Source organism: Nocardia lasii, from assembly GCF_042658545.1.
GTDB lineage: Bacteria > Actinomycetota > Actinomycetes > Mycobacteriales > Mycobacteriaceae > Nocardia > Nocardia lasii.
Genome location: NZ_JBHSQN010000009.1, coordinates 102,298 through 121,418, shown reverse-complemented (window position 1 = coordinate 121,418; position 19,121 = coordinate 102,298). Strand labels below are relative to the sequence as shown.

18 protein-coding genes are annotated in these 19,121 nt (G+C 69.3%); 3 read left to right on the top strand and 15 right to left on the bottom strand.

Annotated features, from left to right (window positions below; translation table 11 throughout):
* From ACFP3H_RS13755 to ACFP3H_RS13700, 12 genes are all read right to left on the bottom strand, one after another.
* On the bottom strand, positions 1-1,173 hold the full coding sequence (locus tag ACFP3H_RS13755; protein ID WP_378605095.1) for a hydroxymethylglutaryl-CoA synthase: 1,173 nt from the start codon (positions 1,171-1,173) through the stop codon (positions 1-3).
* Positions 1,170-2,228, bottom strand: coding sequence for a hydroxymethylglutaryl-CoA reductase (locus ACFP3H_RS13750; protein ID WP_378605092.1), 1,059 nt, complete (start codon positions 2,226-2,228; stop codon positions 1,170-1,172). Before ACFP3H_RS13750 ends, ACFP3H_RS13755 begins: the two co-directional genes overlap by 4 nt.
* On the bottom strand, positions 2,221-3,321 hold the full coding sequence (gene fni / locus ACFP3H_RS13745) for a type 2 isopentenyl-diphosphate Delta-isomerase (RefSeq protein WP_378605089.1): 1,101 nt from the start codon (positions 3,319-3,321) through the stop codon (positions 2,221-2,223). Before fni ends, ACFP3H_RS13750 begins: the two co-directional genes overlap by 8 nt.
* Positions 3,318-4,400 carry a phosphomevalonate kinase gene (locus ACFP3H_RS13740; protein WP_378605086.1) on the bottom strand — a complete coding sequence of 361 codons (1,083 nt, stop codon included), beginning with the start codon at positions 4,398-4,400 and terminating at the stop codon, positions 3,318-3,320. The genes fni and ACFP3H_RS13740 overlap by 4 nt, the downstream gene beginning before the upstream one ends.
* The gene (gene mvaD / locus ACFP3H_RS13735) at positions 4,397-5,461 is read right to left on the bottom strand and encodes a diphosphomevalonate decarboxylase (RefSeq protein ID WP_378605083.1); all 1,065 of its coding nucleotides are present in this window, start codon (positions 5,459-5,461) and stop codon (positions 4,397-4,399) included. The genes ACFP3H_RS13740 and mvaD overlap by 4 nt, the downstream gene beginning before the upstream one ends.
* Entirely contained in the window at positions 5,458-6,504 is a 1,047-nt protein-coding gene (gene mvk, locus ACFP3H_RS13730) for a mevalonate kinase (RefSeq protein WP_378605080.1), read from the bottom strand. The genes mvaD and mvk overlap by 4 nt, the downstream gene beginning before the upstream one ends.
* A gap of 46 nt (positions 6,505-6,550) precedes the next feature.
* Positions 6,551-7,336 carry a methyltransferase family protein gene (locus tag ACFP3H_RS13725; RefSeq protein ID WP_378605077.1) on the bottom strand — a complete coding sequence of 262 codons (786 nt, stop codon included), beginning with the start codon at positions 7,334-7,336 and terminating at the stop codon, positions 6,551-6,553.
* Entirely contained in the window at positions 7,336-8,331 is a 996-nt protein-coding gene (locus tag ACFP3H_RS13720; RefSeq protein WP_378605074.1) for a fatty acid desaturase, read from the bottom strand. The genes ACFP3H_RS13725 and ACFP3H_RS13720 overlap by 1 nt, the downstream gene beginning before the upstream one ends.
* A gap of 36 nt (positions 8,332-8,367) precedes the next feature.
* Positions 8,368-9,627, bottom strand: a complete 1,260-nt coding sequence (locus tag ACFP3H_RS13715) for a hypothetical protein (RefSeq protein ID WP_378605071.1) — start codon at positions 9,625-9,627, stop codon at positions 8,368-8,370.
* Complete coding sequence (locus ACFP3H_RS13710; protein WP_378605068.1) at positions 9,624-10,673, bottom strand: polyprenyl synthetase family protein; 1,050 nt, start codon at positions 10,671-10,673, stop codon at positions 9,624-9,626. The genes ACFP3H_RS13715 and ACFP3H_RS13710 overlap by 4 nt, the downstream gene beginning before the upstream one ends.
* An 821-nt stretch (positions 10,674-11,494) precedes the next feature.
* Entirely contained in the window at positions 11,495-12,082 is a 588-nt protein-coding gene (locus ACFP3H_RS13705) for a hypothetical protein (protein WP_378605065.1), read from the bottom strand.
* A 9-nt stretch (positions 12,083-12,091) separates the two neighbouring features.
* Positions 12,092-12,292 (bottom strand): hypothetical protein, encoded by a 201-nt coding sequence (locus ACFP3H_RS13700; protein WP_378605062.1) that lies wholly within the window; start codon positions 12,290-12,292, stop codon positions 12,092-12,094.
* Between the two features lie 630 nt (positions 12,293-12,922).
* Between ACFP3H_RS13700 and helR the strand changes: the two genes are divergently transcribed.
* On the top strand, positions 12,923-15,115 hold the full coding sequence (gene helR, locus ACFP3H_RS13695) for an RNA polymerase recycling motor ATPase HelR (RefSeq protein WP_378605059.1): 2,193 nt from the start codon (positions 12,923-12,925) through the stop codon (positions 15,113-15,115).
* 48 nt (positions 15,116-15,163) lie between these two features.
* Here helR and ACFP3H_RS13690 read toward each other — a convergent pair whose 3' ends face one another.
* The 3 genes from ACFP3H_RS13690 to ACFP3H_RS13680 are packed head-to-tail and all read right to left on the bottom strand — an operon-like array spanning position 15,164 to position 17,224.
* Positions 15,164-16,447, bottom strand: a complete 1,284-nt coding sequence (locus ACFP3H_RS13690; protein ID WP_378605056.1) for an ArsB/NhaD family transporter — start codon at positions 16,445-16,447, stop codon at positions 15,164-15,166.
* A gap of 13 nt (positions 16,448-16,460) precedes the next feature.
* Positions 16,461-16,919, bottom strand: coding sequence for a CBS domain-containing protein (locus tag ACFP3H_RS13685; protein WP_378605053.1), 459 nt, complete (start codon positions 16,917-16,919; stop codon positions 16,461-16,463).
* A gap of 29 nt (positions 16,920-16,948) precedes the next feature.
* Entirely contained in the window at positions 16,949-17,224 is a 276-nt protein-coding gene (locus tag ACFP3H_RS13680) for a hypothetical protein (protein WP_378605050.1), read from the bottom strand.
* 178 nt (positions 17,225-17,402) lie between these two features.
* Between ACFP3H_RS13680 and ACFP3H_RS13675 the strand changes: the two genes are divergently transcribed.
* Positions 17,403-18,419: a sensor histidine kinase gene (locus tag ACFP3H_RS13675; protein WP_378605047.1), complete on the top strand. Its 1,017-nt coding sequence runs from the start codon at positions 17,403-17,405 to the stop codon at positions 18,417-18,419.
* On the top strand, positions 18,416-19,072 hold the full coding sequence (locus ACFP3H_RS13670; protein ID WP_378605044.1) for a response regulator: 657 nt from the start codon (positions 18,416-18,418) through the stop codon (positions 19,070-19,072). The genes ACFP3H_RS13675 and ACFP3H_RS13670 overlap by 4 nt, the downstream gene beginning before the upstream one ends.
* Positions 19,073-19,121: the final 49 nt, after the last annotated feature.

The window sequence follows — 19,121 nt, the reverse complement described above, 5'->3', positions numbered from 1 at the left end:
TCAGCGGGATTCGTAGATGCGTTTGTGGCCGGAGACGGCGGCCAACCGGTACGGGCGACGGGTCTGCTCCGCCATGGCGTGATAGGCGCCATCGGTGGGCGAGCCGGCCTCGTGCAGAGTCCGGTACTGCTCGTAGCCCAGCAGTTCACGCGAGTCGATCGCGGCCCGATTGGCCTCGGTGCGCAGATGCTCGCGGTAACCGGATTGTACTGTGCCACTGAAGAATTCGGCGACACTTCCGGAACCATAGCTGACGAACGCGAGCGCTTTGTCGGTGAGGTCGTCGGCGTGGTCGAGCAGCGACGCCAAGCCCAAGTACAGCGAGGCCGTGTAGCTGTTGCCGACGGTGCGGTTGTAGGTGGTGGTGGTGCCGATCGCGGCCTCGATGGCGGCGGCGTCGGCGGTGTGGCCCTGGCTCTCGAGCAGGTGCCGGTGCGCCTTGTAGGCCATCTTGGTGAAGGGCTGGTGGTAGCAGAACGCGGCGAACTCGCCGAGGTCGCGACCGCCCTGGCGGCGGTAGTCGGTCCAGGCTTCCTGGGCGGCCTTCTGGTAGGCGTTGACCGAGGTCTTGCCGTCCACGATCGCCTCGGTGCGGTAGTTCGGGCGCCAGAAGTCCATGATGTCGGCGCTGTAGAGCCCCGAGATCGGGTCCAGCTCCAGAATCGCGGGATCGGCGCTGACCAACATCGCCACCGCGGCCGCGCCCTGGGTGGGCTCGCCGGGGGTGTCGAGTTCGTACTTGGCGATATCGGCCGCGATCACCAGCACCCGCTGCGACGGATCGCGCGCGATCAGCCCGGCCGCGAACTGCAGCCCGGCGGTGCCGCCGTAGCAGGCCTGCTTGAGCTCGACGACGCGCGCGGCGTTGGGCAGCCCGATCAGCGAATGCAGGTACAGCGCAGCGGCTTTGGACTGGTCGACACCGGTCTCGGTGGCCAGCAGCACGGTGCGGATGTTGTCGGTGCCGTGCCGCTCGAGAATGGGCTTGGCCGCGGCGGCGGCGATGGTGACGATGTCCTCGTCGGCCGCGGCGACGCTCATCTTCTCCTGGCCGATGCCGAGGTAGAACTTGTCGCGGTCCACGCCGAGGCGCTCGGCGAGCACCGCGTGGTCGAGGGCGTAGTGGGTGGTGGCGAACGAGAGGTCGTGGATACCGACCGGCGTAGTTGTCATCGTTGGCTTCCGTTGCTCGTGGTGGACCGCTCGAACTGGGTATGGGCACGCATCAATTCACCGCGATTGGTCTGCGCGGCCATCAGCGACAGCTCGCCGCACAGCACGCTCGCCGCGGCGATGACCGCCAGGCGACGCGCGTTCGCGCCGGGCTCGCGATCGGCGCGGCAGCCCAGCCGCTCGAGGTTCTCGTCGACGAAGCTCGCGTGCTTGCCGTTGCCGACGGTGCCCACGATCAGGTTGGGCAGGGTGCAGGAGAAGTACAGGTCACCGTCGCGGTCCTCGGCATGGGTGATGCCCTGGGAGCCCTCGACGATATTGGCCGCGTCCTGACCGGTGGCCAGGTAGAACGCGAGCAGCATGTTGGCGTAATGCGCGTTGGCGGAACGGATTCCGCCCGCCAGCAGGGTGCCGATCAGGTTCTTGCGGATATTGAGCTCGGTGACCTGCGCGGCGGTGGTGTGCAGTCGCTGCTCGACCACCTCGCGCGGGATGAGCAGTTCGGTGATGACGTTCTTGCCGCGACCGAGGATGCCGTTGACGGCGGTGGCCTTCTTGTCGGTGCAGTAGTTGCCCGAGATCGACCCGTAGCGCACACCCGGCACGGTGGACAGGATGTGGTCCATCAGGTGATCGCTGGCCAGGGTCGCCATGTTGTGGCCCGAGGCGTCACCGGTGGTGAACTCGAAGCGCAGGAACAGCAGGTTGCCCGCGATCTGGTGGTGCAGGTCGATGAGCTTGGCGAAGCGGCTGCTGCCCGAGACCACCTGTTGTAACTCGGCGAAGCGCGCCTGCAACTGCTGCACGGTGACGTAGGCGGTGTTGGCGTCGTCGGCCTCGAGCAGGATCGAGCGGGTCATGCGCTCGTCGATCAGGGTCGCGACGATGCCCTTCTCGGTCAGCGTGGAGATCCGCGCGCCACGACCCACCGAGGGCCACAGCGGGGTCTCGTAGGTGGCCAGGGGAACGTCGACCGCGTCGTCGACGACGTTTCCGGTAATGCGCACAGGCCCCACCCACTGCAGCGGCACTGCCGCGTACGACGTCTCATTCATGGGTGGTGACTCCTTCTCGATGTTTCCGATTCGCACCACCGGGGCTCCGGTGGGCTAGTGCTGCGGCGTCGATGCCGCGCAGCCGGCAAAAAGTCGCGACGTCCCCGGTGACCAGCAGGTCGGTGTCGACGAGGTCGGCGGGGGTACGGGCGCCGAGGACGGTGAGGATGGTGCGAAGTTGGGCCAGCCAGGTCTCGATCTTGTCGATCAGGGTCTGGGTGTCGTGGCTGACCAGGGTCTCCAGGAACACCCCGGCCACCCCGGTGGCCTTGGCGCCCAACGCGAGGGCGCGCGCCATGTCCAGCGGGGAGCGGATGCCCCCGGAGGCGGCGATGTCGATGCCGGTGACCCCGGTGCAGTCGAGCAGGCAGTTCGCGGTGGACTGACCCCAGCTCTCGATGAACGCGAAGTCCCCGCCCACCCGCCGATCGTTCTCGATCCGGGCGAAGTTGGTGCCGCCGCGACCGCCGACGTCGGCCACGGTCACCCCGGCCTCCCGCAACCACGTCACGGTCTGGCGGCTCAGTCCGAACCCGACCTCCTTGACGATGACGGGCACGGCGCTGGCGGCGACGATGCGTTCGATCTGGGCGGGCCACGCCCCGAAGGAGCGGTCGCCCTCGGGCATGACCACTTCCTGCACCGCGTTGAGGTGGATCTGCAGGGCGTCGGCCTCGAGCAGGTCGACGGCGCTGCGCGCCTGGTCGACGGTCGCGTTGGCGTTGACATTGGCCAGCACCACGCCGTGCGGATTCTCCTGGCGCAGCACGCGATAGGTGCCCGCGATGGCCGGGTCGCGGAAGTAGGCGCTCATCGAACCCGACGCGATCGGGATGCCGGTCTCGCGGGCGGCGATGGCGAGTTTGCGGTTGATCTCGCCGGTGTCGATGCTGCCGCCGGTCATGGCGTTGACGTAGAGCGGTGTGGCCCAGTGCTTTCCGGCCACCTCCACGCCCAACGAGACCTCGTCGGCGTCGATACCAGCCAGCGCGTGGTGCACGAAGGTGACCGAGTCGAAATCGTTGGCGCCCACGGCGTGGCGCTGGTGGTTCACCGCGTGGCGGACGTGGTCGTCCTTGCGATCGGAGATCATCGGTGGTCCCCCTCGAATGGGTGGGTTCGCAGGGGCAGCGGACGGATGCCCGCGCTGATCCAGCGCCCGGTGAGTTCGGCGATGGCGGCGGGGCGGGTGCGTTCGATCAGCGCGATGCCGCAGTCGCCGCCACCGGCGCCCGACGGTTTGGCCGCCGCGCCGACGGCCGCGCCCGCCGCGCACAGTGCGCGCAGGCGCGGGGTCATGATGCCGAGGCCGGAGTCGTCGTCGAGACCGACCAGAAGTGTGCGCGCGCGGTCGATCTCGGTGCGCGTCGCGGCGGCGTCGCCGGTATCGATCGCGGTGACGAGTCGTTGCACGCACTGCTCGCTGTGGGCGAGGAAGGTGCTGCGGTCGCCGCCGAGGCGCGCGACCAGACCCGGTGTGGAGGCGGGGTTTCCGGTCCAGCCGACCTGCAGGGTGAGCTCGTCGGGGGTGGGCAGCGGGCGCACCGACAGGCCGGGCCACGGCGCGCGCAGGGCGGCCTCGACGCCGTCGCGGGCGAGGATGTCGGCCACTTGGGCGCGATCGGGGGAACGGTAGGCCAGCCAGCCGCCCCAGGTGCTCACGGCCACATCGCCGCCGGAGGCGCGGGGGTTGACCGCGATCGTGGCGAGCATGGCCAGCCGGTAGCGGTCCATGTGGTCGAGGTAGAGGGCGAAGAACCGGTCCAGCGCCGCGACCACGGCGACCGTGACCGCCGCGCTCGAGCCGAGACCGAACTTGCGTCCGTCGGCGTCGCCGAGTTCGGCGCGCACGTCCAACCGGAACGGCCGAATCGGCACGCCGCGTTCGACGAGCAGCCGATGCACCACCGACACGGCGGCGAAGACATACGAAAACGCCGGGGGCACAACGGGATCGGAGGTGGGGATCAATTCGTCACCGTGACGGCCACACGAGAGTGTGATGCCGCCGTCGAGATCGGACCCCAGGGTGATGTGCTCGGTGTCGGTCGCCGCCGACACGGTGGCGGTGGCGTAGCGGTCGACCGCGGTGAGTACCGCGAGGTGTCCCGGCTCGACCACGGCGTACTCACCGGCGATGAAGAGTTTGCCCGGTGCGCGACAACTGATCATCGATCGCCACCCACCGACAGCGCGCCGTGCGGCGTCGTCACCGCCACCCCGGGGCCGATGTGGGCGGTGGTGGTGGTGACGAAATCGCCGAGGCCGTCCAGGGTGGCGGCGACGTGGGCCGCGTCGGCGCGGGTGCACAGCACCTTCACATTCGGGCCCGCGTCGATGGTGGCGTAGGCCGCGACACCGTCGGCCCGCAGGGCGAGGACCGCGTCGAGCACGGCCAGCGAATGCGGGGACAGGTAGCGCACGGCCGGGCGGGCGGTGAGCATGGTGGCGTGCATGCCCAGGGCGTTGCGCTCGGCGATCTCCCCGATCGCGGGCAGGTCACCGCGCGCCACGGCCTCGCGCATCTGCGCCAGGTCGAGCACCGAGGACTCCGCCCACGGCCGATAGAACGGGGAGGTGTCGGTGGTCTGACGCATGGCGACGCGACTGGACACCGACTTGGCGCTCTGGTTGACCACCGCGACGACGAGCGCGGGATCGAGATCGTCGCCCCCGATCGGTTCGGCGTAGGAACTCAGGTCCCCGGCCTGGCCCTCGCCCTCGCCGGCGTTCCACACGACGAACCCGCCGAAGATGGACCGCGAGGCCGAGCCCGACCCGCGCCGGGCCAGCCGCGACAGCGCGCGCGGGTCCAGCTCGAGGCCGTAGGCGGCCGCGGCGGCGGTGGCCAGCGCGGCGAAGCCACTGGCCGAGGAGGCCAGTCCGGCGCCGGTGGGCCCGGCGTTGGCCGTGACCACCACCGCCCGCTCCGTGCGCCCGGCCTTGGCGCGCACCAGCTCGAGGAAGGTCTCGATCTTGCGCAACGCGGCGCCCGTGGCGGGCGCCCCGTTGAACTCGACCACGTCGGCCGGTCCGTCGCTCACGGCCACCGAGGTGGTGGTCGGGAAGATGTCGAGGGTCATCGACAGGCTGCTGGTGACCGGCAGGAACAGGTCTTCGTCACGCTTGCCCCAGTACTTCACCAGAGCGATGTTCGGATAGGCGACCGCGACCGACTCGCCGAGGGCCGTCGCGGGCCCGGCCCCTGCTGTCGAGGCGGGGGTGAATGTCATCGATCAGCACCACGTTCCGGGGTCGAAGGGGTAGGGGAACCCGCGTCGGCACGCATGCCGCGGGTGGGGACCGTCCAGGTCTGGGCCGCGCCGGCCCGACGCAGCGCCGCGCTGACGCTCGCCGCCTCGGCGGGCTCGGTGAGTGCCAACACGCACCCGCCCAGGCCCGCACCGGTGAGTTTGGCGCCGTAGGCGCCCGCGTCGAGGGCGGCGGTGACCAGGGTGTCGATGTGGGTGGTACTCACGCCGAGCTCGGACAGCAGCTCCTGGAAGGCCAGCATCGACTTGCCCAGCGCCGCCGCGTGCCCGGCCGACAGGTCGTGCACCGCGGCGTCGATCAGCTCGTCGGCCCTGGCCAGGGTCCGCCGCGCGGCCCCGGGGTCGCGCTCGAGGACCTGGCGCACCCCGGCCACCGCGTGCTGGGTGGACCCGGGCACACCGGTGTCGGCGATGACGAGCACCGCGTCCAGCCCGATGTCGAGTGCGGTGGCGGTGCCGCCGTGGAACCGGATGGGTCCCTGGGCCAGCACCGCGCTCGCATCGATACCGCTGGCCCTGCCGTGCGCGATCTGCTCACCGACCTGCACCAACTCGTACAGGGTGACCGGATCCACCGTGCGCCCGAACAGATCGGCGGTCGCGCGGACCGCCGCGCCCGCGCAGGCCGCGCTCGAGCCGAGACCCCGCGCGAGCGGGATATCGCACTCGACCACGACATCGACGATCCGGTCGGTCAGGCCCCAGCGCCGCAGCGCCTCCTCGACGGCGACGCGCGGCCCGGACAGCGTGTGCCGCCCGGACTCGGGGTCGCCGGCGAGGAACCCGAAGTGCCCCTCGGGCAGCACGGTGGCCGCACCCGCCGTACCGGGACGAGCGATCGCCCGCACCGACAGGGTCGGCAGCGGGAACGCGATCGCGGGCGTACCGTGCACGACGGTGTGCTCGCCCAGCAGGATCGCCTTGGCGTGCGCCCGACCCACTCCGCCGACCGGCTCCCGCGCGGTGCGGTGATGGTCGGCGCGCTCTCGCACGGGACTGTTCACGTCGTTTTCCTCTCCAGACTCGGCCCGGCCGTGTCGGCTACCGAGCCTACCGGCCGAGAAGAGCACGTAGCGACGGGAAGAAGGCGGGCACCCGCGCGGCATAGGCGCGATAGGACGCACCGAACCGCGCGATGAGGTCACGCTCCTCCAGATAGGTTCCGAGCAGGATGTACCCCGTCAGGCCCAGCGCCCACACCAGATGGCCGACCGTGAACTCACTGGCGAACCAGAAGGCGACCAGCAGACCGGTCATCAGCGGGTGGCGGACCAGCTTGTACACCCCGTTGACCTGCAATCGGTCCATCGTGGCGTCGGGGACCTGGATCACGTACTGGCGGTAGGCCTGGCTGATCCCGAGCAGATGGAAATGATTGAGCAGCAGCGTCGCCGCGTAGACCAGCACGAAGCCGATCCAGAATCCGGTGTCCAGGGCCACACCCAGCGCCCCGTCGGCCGACCACAGCACCTGCGGAATCGGCTGCCAGGCCGCCATGATCACCCACATCACCACGCACACACCGACGATATACATCGTCCGTTCCAGCGCCTCGGGGACCCAGCGGGTGATGAAGGCCTTGAACGCGGGCCGCGCCATGCCCGAATGCTGTAGGGCGAACAGCGACAGCAGCGCCAGGTCGATCACGATCGCGGGGATCGTGGACACGTGCGGGCCCTTGTCGACCGTCTTGGGCAGCCACCAGCCGCCCGCGAACAGCAGCATCAGCGGCACCGTGATCCCGGCGAAGCCGTACACGGCGAAGGAGAACAGGAACGGGACGAGCCGTCCGGGGGTGGAGACCACGCCCCGCGCCTGCTCCGATGTCGGGGTCATCAGATCCATGCGAACCACGGCAGGTAGCGCGAGCGCACGGTGCCGGCCTCGAGGCGGGCTTCCAGACGGGCCTTCCACTTGTTGCCGTAGCCCTCGTTGAGGAAGCCACCGGGCACGACCAGGCGCCAGCCGGACTGCGCGACCATCCAGTACGGCACGATGACGCCGGGGTTGACATCACGCATGTAGTCGAGCTTGTCGGGGATCTGGCTCCAGTGGATGCCGGGGTAGCGGTGGTGCACGCTGTGGTAGCCCTGGTTGAAGATCAGGAAGTTCAAGATGTTGCCCGCGTTGTTGAGCGAGGTGCTCGGCTCGTCGGAGAAACCGCGAGCGGGGGCGTGGCTGAGCCAGGCGAAGTAGCCGGCGTTGACCTGGGTGATCAGGAACGGCACCCAGTAGAACAGCACGAACTTCTCGAGCCCGGCCACGTACCAGACCGAGCCGATGACCAGCGCGTACACCGCGAGATCGAAGATGAACTGGTGACGCGTGCGCTTGCGACGCGGCGCCGGGTTCGCGGCGAACACGGTGCGGACCGTGTGGAACTTCACGACCATGCCATAGCGCACCCAGTACCAGATGGCGCCGAGGCCCTTCTCCATGCCGGTGGTCGCGGTGACGTCACCGGGGCCGTCGTTGAACCGGTGATGGTTGAGGACGTGCACCTCGCGCATCTCGGCGGCGGTCAGGTTGCCGGGCAGGCAGCACAGGATGTCGACGACCCGGTTGGGCAGCTTCGAGACGAACAGCGGCCGATGGGTGTGCATGTGCATCACGCCGATGGTCAGCGAGAGGTTCAGCAGCGACAGCACGATGATCAACGGCACCGCGATGTACCAGGTGGAGGTGCCCGGTATGAACAGCGCGCCCGCGGTCATGGCCATCCACAGCACGATGTGCATCAGCGGGCCGACATTGGACGCGTGCTCGAGTTTGAGGATCCGCCGGCTGAACGGCGGTTTCTCGGTGGGCGCGACGGGGGTTCCGGTGCTCATAGGAGAGCTCCCTTCCATAGCTACTGACTGAACTACTTAAGAGCTGCTGTTTTCCAGGGCGGCGCGTTGCAGTCGCGTGGCGAGTGCGCGCATCGCCTCGGGTTGATGCGAGGGCACACGCTCGATGGCGCCGAAGGCCAGGTGGTCGGCGATCATCATGGTGCGGATCGCGGCGTCGGACAGTTCGCCGGTGAGCCGGTCCTCGGGCAGGGTCGCGACCAGCGCGAAGGTGGTGTCCACGATCAGCGGCACCAGCGAGGTGGCCGTCGAGTTCAGATCACCCGCGCCCAGCACCTGGGTCGCCGAGGCCGAGCCTTCGGTGAACTCCGGTGAGGTGTCGAGCATGCGGTGGATCGCGGCGTCGGCGCTGGTGCGCACGCGTTCGAGCATGGTGACCCAGTACTTCGACGAGCACGCCGCCGCCAGGGCCGCCGCCACGGGACGCCGGTAGGGCGCGGGCGCGTCGACGGCGTGGCACAGGAACGCCGAGGTGGTGATGGTCATGTACGCCATCGCCGCGCGGCCACCGATGCTGGGCGTGCCGGGTCCGAGCTTGGCCAGCAGGGCGAAACCGCCCAGCGCCGGGGTGAGCTGGCGCAGCATCACCATGCGCGTCAGTTCTTCCCGGTCGACGGCACCGTAGAGCTCGAACTCGTTGTCGCGCAAGTCGTTCGCCGATTGCGCGATGACCGCGACGCAGCCGGTGAGTTCGCGCAGATCCGCCTCGGGCAGTACCCCGGCGGCGACCAGGTCACACGCGTAGTGGGTGATCCGACCGAGCACGCCCTCGCTGTAGGTCACCCGAGGCAACGGGTTCTCGATATTGGCGGCCATCACCCGGCCGACATCGGAGAGCACGTGCGCGACGCGTTCGCGGCCCTGCGCCGAGAGCTCGGTGAGCAGGGCGCGCACATCGGCGATCCGCTCGGCCAGCACGCGGTCGACGGCCTCGCTGTCGCGGATCGCGCCGTCGAACTCGCGCAGGGCGGGCGGCTCGGTCTCGGTGATGCCGTTGAGGTAGTCCACCGCGGCCAGTACCGCGGTGGCCGCGACGGACCGCTCGGCCAGGTCCTCGTAGGCGTCGAGCACGCGGCAGGCCAGCAGGGCGGCGGTGGCCTCGGCGCGCAGGTTCGCGGGCAGGAAACCCACCGCGATACCCAGGTTGCGACCGGCCGGGATCAGGGCCAGTTTCGCCAGGTCCTGCGGGGTGGGCGCGGCGCGCATCGCGGTCAGATCGGGGGCGCGGCGCAGATGCCGCAGACCGCGGAACAGGACGGGGATTCTGGCATTGCTCATCGGGAGATCACCTGGTGTAAGAGTTCGCGCAGGTCGTCACGCGCGGGAGAGGACGGGAACACATCGAGGGCGCGGGTGGCCTTCTCGGTGGCGTCGAGGGCGACCTCGCGGGCGAGTTTGGTCGCGCCGCTGGCGATCAGGTCGGCCTGCAGGGTGTCGCCGGAGGTGGTGGGGTCCAACCACATCTCGCGGGCGCCGGGGCGGATGCCGAGCCATTCGATCACCGGCCAGGTCGGTACGCGGCGTTGCAGATCGCCGCCGGCGTCCTTGCCCAGCTCGGGCCCGCCTTCGACATCGCGGACGTCGTCCATGATCTGGAAGGCCAGCGCGAGACCGTCGGCGTAGTCCATCAGCGCGCGCAGTCGGTCCAGGTCGACCCCGCCCGCGGTGCCGCCGTAGGAGCACGAGAGCCGGAACAGGGTGCCGGTCTTGGCGGCGGCCACCAGTTCGTAGTGGCGACGCAGGGCGAGTTCGTCCACCGAGGGCGGCAGGGTCTCGATGAGCTGGCCGTAGGACAGATCCGAGAGCCGGTCGGCGTAGGTGACTCCGGGCGCCTGCCCGACCCGGGCGAAGACCTCGGGGTTGTCGTCGATGACCCGGGCCACGACGTTCATCGCGGCGCCCGCCAGGTGGAATCCGGCGCGGGCGCTGATCCTGACGCCGAATTCGGCGGCCACCGAGGGTGCGTCGCGGCGCAGCAGCGATCCGTCGCAGATGTCGTCGTGGACCAGCGAGGATTCGTGCAGCATCTCCATCGCGCAGGCCAGGTCGACGGCGTCGCGCAGCGGGGCGGCGGTGTCGGTGGCCTCGGGCAGCAGGCCGGCGCAGTCCAGGACCAGCCGGGCCCGCACCCGCTTGCCGGGGGCGGCGAGGATGTGGGCGTAGATCGCGTCGAAGTCCTCGCCGGTGAACAGCAATTCGCGCAGTCGCTCGGTGACCAGGGCCAGTCGTTCGGCCGGTCCGGTCGCGTCCTGGGTGAGAACCACCTGGTCGCCCGAGTGCTGGTCTCCTGACCGCTGTGCTGCGGGTAGCGCGGGATTATCCATAGCGCTGAGCTCCTTCGATGTGGTCACGATGCGGCAGGGCACGCCCGACTGGACACGGGTTCTTGGGGGGAGTTTCCGGGGGCAGTCGTAGGGGAATGCCTGTCGCGGCCTGCGGTGTCGAGAACCTCGCCCGCTGGCTACCGACGGGTAGTTTTCTGTAGGAACCTCAAGATGTCAAGCATTGCAACATCTTCCAGTTTGGCTGGCTCGAATTGGGCTGTGCCACAACGGTTTACACATTTGCATGTGATGGAAAACAGGGATGCACGACACTGGGCGAATCCGGCACACATCACGTAACTCGTTGTGCTGCAAGGCATTTCGCGTCGTCGCAAAATTCTCCGTGATCCGGTGGATCACGGAGTCGGGTCACCGGGTACCCGGCGCGGACGGACCGTCGGGGGCCGCGCGCCGATGCGGTAGTCGATCGACGGGACGGTAAGCGCCGTGCGGACAACGTCAATGTTGTTGGCGCGCAAGTAGTCTCGAACCAGAGTGACACGAACTGTCAGATCGTCAACAACTCCGGTGACGCAGGCCAGCTCTGGCTGAACCATACAATCCGATTCGCGTCATCGCGAGCCGAACCAAGCACTGCGGCTTGATTCGGCAGCCCGACGATAGTGTGCGTTACGTTCGGATCGGCAATGAAACGCACTGGCGCACTGTGAGTTTCGCGAACGAAGGATCGACGACGATTCCGAACGGCAGCAACGCGCGCGCGACCGCCTCGGGCGAACATCCCCACCGCGCACACGCGAACGCCCGACGCGACCGGACGCGAGGTCCGGCGCGCGTCGGGCGGCGCGCGGGAATCGGGGTCAGCGAGCGGCGGTGCTACCAAGGACGAGCAGATCCGGGGCCGGGCGATCCAGCAGCGGGGTGGCGGGCCGGTAGGCCGGGTGCAGGATCGAGCTGCGCCGCGCCAGCACGGTGCCGCAGGCGCGGATCGTGGTGGTGATCAGATCCTCGGCGAGCGGGAGGTCGTCCTCGCGGTAGGCGTAGACCGAGAAGCGCACGGTGCGTTGCTCGCTGTGCGGGTCGGCCTGCGCCACCGCCTCGGTCGGGCAGCTCGACAGGAGCATGATCGCGGCGGCCAGATCGGCGCACGCGTCGCCCTCGACCAGCGATCCGGCGGCCAGCGCGGCGAAAAGCGTTCGCAGACACGGCTGCTCGGGTCGCCGCTGGGCGTCCTGGATCGCCGACCAGCGGCACAGGGCGGGATGGTCGGCGATATCGGGCCTGCCCTGCCAGCGCCTGCGCGCGCAGCCGAGCAGGCGTGCGGCGGTGGAGTCCAACAGGTGCGGCGTCTCGATCAGGGCGACGATCCGCAGCAGCCGGCAGTCGTCGGCGGCCGTGGGCACAGGCGGGTCGATGGGTGGCGTCGCCACCGGGCGGTACGTCTGCATGCCGATCTCCTATCGTGTCCCACGCTGCCAGGCCAGGCTGAACGCCCAGGCCGCGGCCAGCACCGACATGCCGACGAGTACTCCGATCCCCCCGGTGAGTCCCGCTCCCCCGGTCCAGCCGACGCCGTTGTATCGCGCGATCAGCGCCGAGGCGAGGACGGGACCGACGATGACGAGCACGGGAATCAGCGCGATCAACCCGAGTGTCACCAACGTCGCGGGTGTCAACGTATTCTTCGCTGTGGAGTAATGGTGCTGAGAGATCGCTGTGCGCCGCCCCGATGGCTGACTGACTGTTGCCATTTCCGCCCTCTCCGTTATCTGAATGGAACCCGGCGAAACCAGTGAGATCTCAACGTACAGCCCGATCCGACCTCCTACGGAGTTCGTCATGAAACAGTGATGACCCGAATTCGTCGATCATCGAACCGCGCCGAGAACATGCAGTTCAGCGGGCATAATCCCGGTAGCCAACCAATTGCTACCATTGGATTTCATTCAGATCGGATAACAATTTCCGGGCATTCGCGAGCACCTGTAACGATTCTCTCCGGCGGAACCGGTAATTACTTCCGCGCATTTATCCGCGGGATTCGGCCAATTCGTGACACCGGCGGATTGGGCCCGATACGAGGGCGACGCGGGTGGGAGGGGACGGAGTCGAGCGAGGGGCTCGCGCGGCCGGGCAGGCGGGCCGTCAGCGGCCTCGGCGAGCGGGTCGGCAGCACGCAACGGGCTGCTCCACTTTCAATATATAGCGCACCCCCGGACTTGCGGCAAGGCCGGGGAGGTGCTGCACAATCGTCGTCGTCGAGGCACCGAGAGCACAGTCAGGAGCACATGTCAGCGCACGGGTACGACGAACAACGCCGCGCCGAGCAGGCCTATGTGGCCGGGCTCTACGCGCGCCTGGATGCCGAGCGGGCGCAGGCGAAGGACCGCTACGACGCGGCGCTGCGCGACAAGGGCGACTCCCCCATGGAGCGCGACAACGCGGTGCGGGCGCTGGGCCGGGAGGTACGGCGCCTGGATGTGGCCGAGGGCGGGCTGTGCTTCGGGCGCCTGGACGCGGTGTCGGGCGAACGGACCTACATCGGGCGGATCGGGCTGTTCGACGAGTCGAACGAGTTCGAGTCGCTGCTGCTGGACTGGCGCGCGCCCGCCGCTCGCGCGTTCTACGTGGCCACCGGGGCCCGTCCCGAGGGGATGCGCCGGCGTCGCCAGTTCCACACGCGCGGCAGACGGGTCGTCGGCTTCACCGACGAGGTGCTCGGCCGCCCCGACGGCGGCGAGGCCGGGACGGACGCGGCGTTGCTCGCCGCGGTGAACGCCCCGCGCGGGGACGGGATGCGCGACATCGTCGCGACCATCCAGTCCGAACAGGACGAGATCATCCGCCTCGACCACCCCGGGGTGAGCGTGATCGAGGGCGGTCCGGGCACCGGTAAGACCGTCGTGGCGCTGCACCGCGTCGCCTACCTGCTCTACACCCAGCGGCAGCGGATGGAACGCCAGGGCGTGCTCGTGGTCGGCCCGAACCCAGCCTTCCTCGACCACATCGCGCACGTGCTGCCCTCGCTCGGCGAGACCAATGTGGTGTTCGCGACCCCCGCCGATCTCGTGCCCGGCCTGCGCCCGCGCGCCGAGGACGCACCCGAGGCCGCCCGGCTCAAGGGTTCCCTGTCCATCCTGGACGTGCTGAACGCGGCCGTCGCCGATCACCAGCGCCTGCCCGAGGAACCGCTCACGATCGCGCTGGCCGATGTCACCCTGCGCATCGACACCGCGACCGCGCAGTGGGCGCGGGAGGAGGCGCGCGAGAGCGGCCGCCCGCACAACGAGGCCCGCGCGGTGTTCGCCGAGATCGTCACCTACGTGCTCACCGAACGCGCGATCGCCCGGATCGGCGAGGGCTGGCTCACCCGCGACGACACCGAGGCGTGGGAGCAGTTGCGCGCCGACCTGATCGCCGAACTCGCCGAGAACGCGGACTTCACCGCGGCACTGGATCAGTGCTGGCCGATCCTGACCCCGGAAGGGCTGCTCGCGCAGCTCTATTCGTCGCCGCGACGGTTGGCGGGCGCCGGCGCCGATCCGGCGCTGTGGCGGGCCGACGGCGCGGCGTGGACAGTCTCGGATGTGGCGTTGCTCGACGAACTGGTCGACCTACTCGGCCCGGACAAGCCCGTCGACGACGCCGCCGACCGCGCGCGCAAGGCCGAGGCCGACTACGCCGCGGGCGTGCTGGACACGCTGATCAGCCGCGAGGACCTGATGGACGACGAGGACCACCTGCTCGCCCAGGACATGCTCTACGGCGAGGACCTGGCCGAGCGTTTCCTCGAGCGCGACACCCGCGAACTCGCCGAACGCGCCGCCGCCGACCGGACCTGGACCTACGGGCACGTGGTGGTCGACGAGGCGCAGGAACTCTCGGCGATGGACTGGCGGGTGCTCATGCGCCGCTGCCCGAGCCGTTCGTTCACCATCGTCGGCGATCTCGCCCAGCGCCGCTCTCCCGCCGGGGCCACCTCGTGGGGCGCGATGCTGACCCCGTATGTGCCCGGCCGCTGGGTCTATCGCGGGCTGTCGGTGAACTACCGCACCCCCGCCGAGATCATGGCCGTGGCCGCGAAGGTCCTCGCCGAGTTCGCCCCGGAGGTGCCGCCGCCGGTGTCGGTGCGCTCCTGCGGTGTCGCGCCGTGGTCGCGGCAGGTCACCGTCGACGAATTGCCCGGCGCGATCGAGGAATTCGCGCGCGCGGAGGCTCAGCGGGCGGGCACGAGCATCGTGATCGGACCGCCCGGGGTGCCCGGTACGGTGCCCGCCTCGGCGACGAAGGGGCTGGAGTTCGACGCCGTGCTGGTCGTCGACCCGCAGCGCATCCTCGACGACGGCCCACGCGGGGCGGCCGAGCTCTACGTCGCGCTCACCCGCGCGACCCAGCGACTCGGCGTGCTGCACCACGGACCGCTCCCGCGATCGCTGCGCGGTCTCACCGAGATCGGCGCCGCGCGACAGCTTCCGGCCTAACCGGTTCGACGCGGTGGTCGAGTGTTCTCGACCACCGCGTCGGCGAGCTCAGAAGTACCGCACCCAGACGTAGATCCAGGCGATGACACTGCTGAGCAGGGTTACCAGCGCACCGTATTTGGTGAACTGCCAGAAGGTGATCTTCTGCCCGGCCCGCGCCGCGATACCGAGCGCGACGACGTTGGCGCTGGCCGCGACCGCGGTGCCGTTGCCACCGAAGTCGGCGCCCAGGGCGAAGGCCCACCACAGCGACTGGCCGGTCGCCGCGTCGGGAGCACCCGCCACGATGTCCTCGACCACCGGCGCCATGGTGGCGGTGTAGGGGATGTTGTCCACGAACGCGCCCAGGATCGCCGAGCCGAAGACCAGGGCCGTGGCGGCCAGGAAGTAGTTGTCCCCGACCCACCCGATCGCGGTCTCGCCGATCGCGGCGATCACCCCGGTGTGCACCAGGCCCGCGACCATCACGAACAGGCCCATGAAGAACACCAGCGTCGGCCACTCCACCTCGGCCAGGATGTCGCCGATGTCCAGGCCCGAGACCAGCACCATGATGCCCGCGCCGACCAGGGCGATCACCGACGGCGCCACGTGCAACACGCTGTGCAGGCAGAACCCGATGACCACGCCGGTCAGCACGATCATCGAGCGCACCAGCAGTTTCGGATCACGGATCGCGCGCCGCTCCTGCAGCGCCATCACCGCGTCCACCGAGGTGGGATCGGTGCGCAGGGCCGAGTGGAACAGCACCCGGGTGAACGCGACGAACAGCACGAAGATGATCACCACGATGGGCGCCATGTGCACGAGGAAGTCGTTGAACGTCAACCCCGCCCGGCTGGCGATGATGATGTTGGGCGGGTCACCGATCAGGGTCGCCGCGCCACCGATATTGGAGGCGAGCACCTCGGCGATGATGAACGGCTGCGCGGCGATCCCGAGCCGACGACACACCACCAGCGTCACCGGCACGACCAGCATGATGATGGTGACGTTGTCGAGGAACGGCGAGGCGATCGCGGTGATCACCATCAGCATCACCATCAGGCGATACGGATTGCCCCGCGACCGCTTGGCCGACCAGATCGCCAGATAGTCGAACAGGCCGGTCTGTTTGATGACGCCGACGATGATCATCATCCCGAGCAGCAGGAAGATGACGTTCCAGTCGATGCCCTCGTGGGCGGAATAGAAGACCTCGTCGCCGGGGATCAGACCAAGGATGGCCATCGCCCCGGCGGCGATCAGAACGGTTTTGACCTTGTCGGCTTTCTCCGTGGCGATGAAGAAGAACGCGACCACGAAGATGATGACGGCAAGAGCTGCGGCCATGCGCGGCGTCCGCTCAGTCGCCGGGGCCGACGACAGCGAGGCTGGTCAGCAACCGTTCCAGGGTGATCGCGCCGCGCAGGGTGCGCGAGCGATCGACCACGGCGATGAGCGGACTGTGCTTGCGCGCCATCAGGATCGCGATCTCGAGCAGGGTCGCGTCGGGGGCGACGGTGACCGGCTTGCTCGCGCCGTCGGGCAGGCAGTCACCGACGGTGAGGCTGCCCGGTTCCTGCCAGAACAGGTCGGCGTGCACCTCGTCGATCGTGCGGACCAGCGTCGGGTCGTCGTGATAGGAGGCCGGAATGGCCAGGCGCAGCACCTGGGTGCCCGGCAGGACCGCCACCGGCCGGTCCAGCTCGTCGACGACGATCAGACCCGGCAACCGATTGACGACCATCAACCGGACCGCGCGCGACACCGGGTCGCTGGTGCGGACGGTCGGCAGGTTCATCGCGATATCGCGTGCGCGCATGGCATGGCTCCGAGGGGATTCGACGGTGCTCACGGATTGGCCTTTCGTCCGGTCAGGAGATCGAGACGTTGCTCGACACGTGCCAAGCGGTCGCCGAACGGCCGGGAATGCAGCAGTTCGGCGACCTGGTCGGCTTCGTCGGGCTCCAACTCGATGTCGATGGCGGGTTCGTCGCTGTCGCCGAGGTAGGCGAGGATGCGGCGCGCGCCCGTCGATTCCGTCAGCAGGGCGAATCGGTGGCCGTGGCGGGTGTGAAAGCTGTGCAGCACACCGGCTCCCGGGATCGTCGTCCGGTCGATATCCATTGCCGGCGGTCCTTCCTTGGATCGTCGAATGCCTCTGCTCGCCAGTGTTGTTCGACCGGGTCGCGGGCACTATCGGCCGCGACACCCATTTCATCGCCCGGTCAGGGCCCGTAACCGGGGACGGGATGGGTGCGGGGCACCATGGACAGAAGAGAGGAGCGCAACCATGCTTGGTGTCATGAACCGTCTCGCAGCGCTGCGAGCAGGACGCGAGCAGCGGATCCGCACGCCGGTGACGGCGCTGTTCTGGCGGATCTGCTTGCTCAACGGCGTGATCTTCACCCTCGGCACGCTGATCCTGGCCTTCTCCCCGGCCACGGTCTCGGCGCGGCTGCGCCTGACCGAGGTGCCGGTGCTGGTGATCGGGCTCGCGGTGATCCTGACGGCGAACGCGGTGGCGCTGCGCACCTCACTGGCCCCGCTCGACGAGCTGGTCGCCTCCATGCGTCGGGTCGATCCGCCCCGGCGCGCGGTGCGGGTCGAACGCGGGGCGAGCGGGGATTTCCATCAGCTGATCGATTCGTTCAACGCCATGCTCGATCGCCTCGAGGCCGAACGCTCGGTGGCGGGCGGCACCGCCTTGGCCGCCCAGGAGGGCGAACGCCGCCGCATCGCCCGCGAACTCCACGACGAGATCGGCCAGAGCCTGACCGTGGCGCTGTTGCGGCTCAAACGCGTGGTCGACCGGGCCCCGACCGAGCTGCGCGAGGAGGTCGAGGCGGCCCAGGAGACGGTGCGCAGCTGTCTCGACGAGGTGCGCGGGATCGCCTCGCGCCTGCGCCCCGATGTGCTCGAGGACCTCGGCCTGCACAGCGCGATCACCGCCCTGTGTCACGAATTCAGCCGCACCGCGGGCATTTCCGTGCGCCGCGAGGTCGATCCGGCGATCAGTCGCCTCGATCCCGATATCGAACTCGTCTGCTACCGGGTGGCCCAGGAGAGCCTGACCAACGTGCTGCGCCACGCCGGCGCCGACGAGGTGACCCTGCTCATCGCCGCGCGCGCGGACACCGTGATCCTGAAGGTCACCGACAACGGTCGCGGCGGCGCGGCCGAGGACGGGGCGGGCATTCGCGGAATGCGCGAACGCGCCATGCTCGTCGACGCGAGCCTGACCATCACCTCCCCGCCCTCGGGCGGCACCGCGGTGGAGCTGGTCATCCCGGTCTGCGCCCTCGACGAGGTGCCCGCGTGAGCGCCCCCACCCGCATCCTGTTGGCCGACGATCACGCCCTGGTGCGCAGCGGGCTGCGGATGATCCTGGACAACGAACCCGATCTGCTCGTGGTCGCCGAGGCCGCCAACGGGTTCGACGCGGTCACCGCGCTGGCCGAGGAGAACACCATCGACCTGGTCATCCTCGACATCGCCATGCCCCGGATGACCGGCATCCAGGCCGCGCGCGAGATCACCAGGGGCAACTACCCGGTGCGCATCCTGATGCTGTCGATGTATGACAACGAGCAGTACTTCTTCGAATCGCTCAAGGCGGGCGCGTCGGGCTACGTGCTCAAGTCGGTGGCCGACCGCGACCTCATCGAGGCCTGCCGGGCGACCATGCGCGGGGAGTCGTTCCTCTATCCCGGCGCCGTCACCGCGCTCGTGCGCGACTATCTGCAGCTGGCACGGCAGGGCTCGAACCTGCCCGAGACCATCCTGACCCCGCGCGAGGAGGAAGTGCTCAAGCTGATCGCCGAGGGCTACTCCGCGCGCGAGATCGCCGCCGAACTGGTGATCAGCGCCAAGACCGTCGACCGCCATCGCGCCAACATCCTGCAGAAACTCGGGCTGCGCGACCGGCTCGACCTCACCAGGTACGCCATCCGTGCCGGATTGATCGAGCCGTGAGACGCGCCGAGCCCCCGCCGTGGGGCAGGGGCTCGGCGTGGCGGCGTCG